This is a genomic window from Microbacterium sp. Bi128 (assembly GCF_918698205.1).
On sequence record NZ_CAKKMM010001579.1, the window covers coordinates 1 to 1,120 of the forward strand.

The 1,120-nt window shown below is 65.3% G+C and carries 2 protein-coding genes; one reads left to right on the plus strand and one right to left on the minus strand.

Features of this window, described 5'->3' with window-relative positions; translation table 11 throughout:
* A partial coding sequence (locus tag LQV45_RS34685) for a cytochrome b/b6 domain-containing protein (RefSeq protein WP_230012471.1) occupies positions 1 to 633 on the plus strand: 633 nt, incomplete at its 5' end.
* 16 nt (positions 634 to 649) lie between these two features.
* Here the strand turns inward: LQV45_RS34685 and LQV45_RS34690 are convergent.
* A partial coding sequence (locus LQV45_RS34690; RefSeq protein ID WP_230012473.1) for an alpha/beta hydrolase occupies positions 650 to 1,120 on the minus strand: 471 nt, incomplete at its 5' end.

A 1,120-nucleotide genomic window follows, 5' to 3' on the forward strand; every position in this document is an offset into this window, starting at 1 on the left:
CAGCAGAAGCCGCCGGCGTACTGGACGCCGAAGCGCGGTGGCAAGAAGATCAGCATCAACCTGTGGCTGCACCAGTCGCTCGACATTTTGTGGCTGGCCAACGGGCTCATCTTTGTGGTGCTGCTGTTTGCCTCGGGCCGCTGGATGAGGATCGTGCCGAGCAGTTGGGAGGCCGTCCCGAACGCGCTCTCCGCGCTCCTGCAGTACATGACACTCGACTGGCCCGTTGAGACCGGCTGGGTGAACTACAACAGCCTGCAACAGATCATGTACTTCGTGGTGGTCTTCATCGCAGCCCCCGTCGCTGCGATCACGGGTGCGCGCATGAGCGAGTTCTGGCCGAAGAACGCGAAAACGCTGAACAAGGTCTACCCGTTAGAGGTTGCGCGCGCGGTGCACTTCCCGACCATGCTGTTTTTCGTGCTGTTCATTCTCGTCCACGTGTTCCTCGTGTTCGCGACCGGTGCGCTGCGCAACCTGAACCACATGTTCGGCGGCACCGACGTGGTGAACTGGGTCGGGTTCTGGCTCTTCGCGGCCGCCATCGCCATCACGGCGGCCGGATGGTACGCCGCCCGCCCGCTGGTGCTCGCGCCCATCGCGAAACTGTTCGGCCAGGTGAGCAGCCGCTAGGCCGGAATTCCCACGTTCAGCGGCGCAGCAGGTAATCGGCCACACCGTCGGGATTTGCCAGGGCGAGGAGATGGCCGCCGGGCAGGACGTCGGGCTCTATGCCGAGGCGTTCGCGGGCGAGCCGCTGTTGGAAGTCCAGCGGAAAGAAGCGGTCTCCCTCTCCGGTCAGGACGCGGGTCGGGATCCCGGGCCAGGCCGTGAACGTGCAGACCGATTCGAACACCGCCTCTGCTTCGGGGCGTTGATGCGGTTCGCCTTCCGCGGCCACTTTCGGCGGAACGTCGTGCAGGAAATAGGTGTCCGTGTCGAACTCGGCACTGTACCCGTGGGCCTGGGCCGCGCTTTGCTGCGCCGCAGCCCAGCCGGTGTTTCCCCACCATGCGCCGGGGGTCTCGCCCGGTAAGGGGATCATCGCATTCACGAGGACAAGCCCGGCGGCGGGGGCTTTTTCGCACACGAGCGGGGCGGTGAAGCCACCCAGCGACTG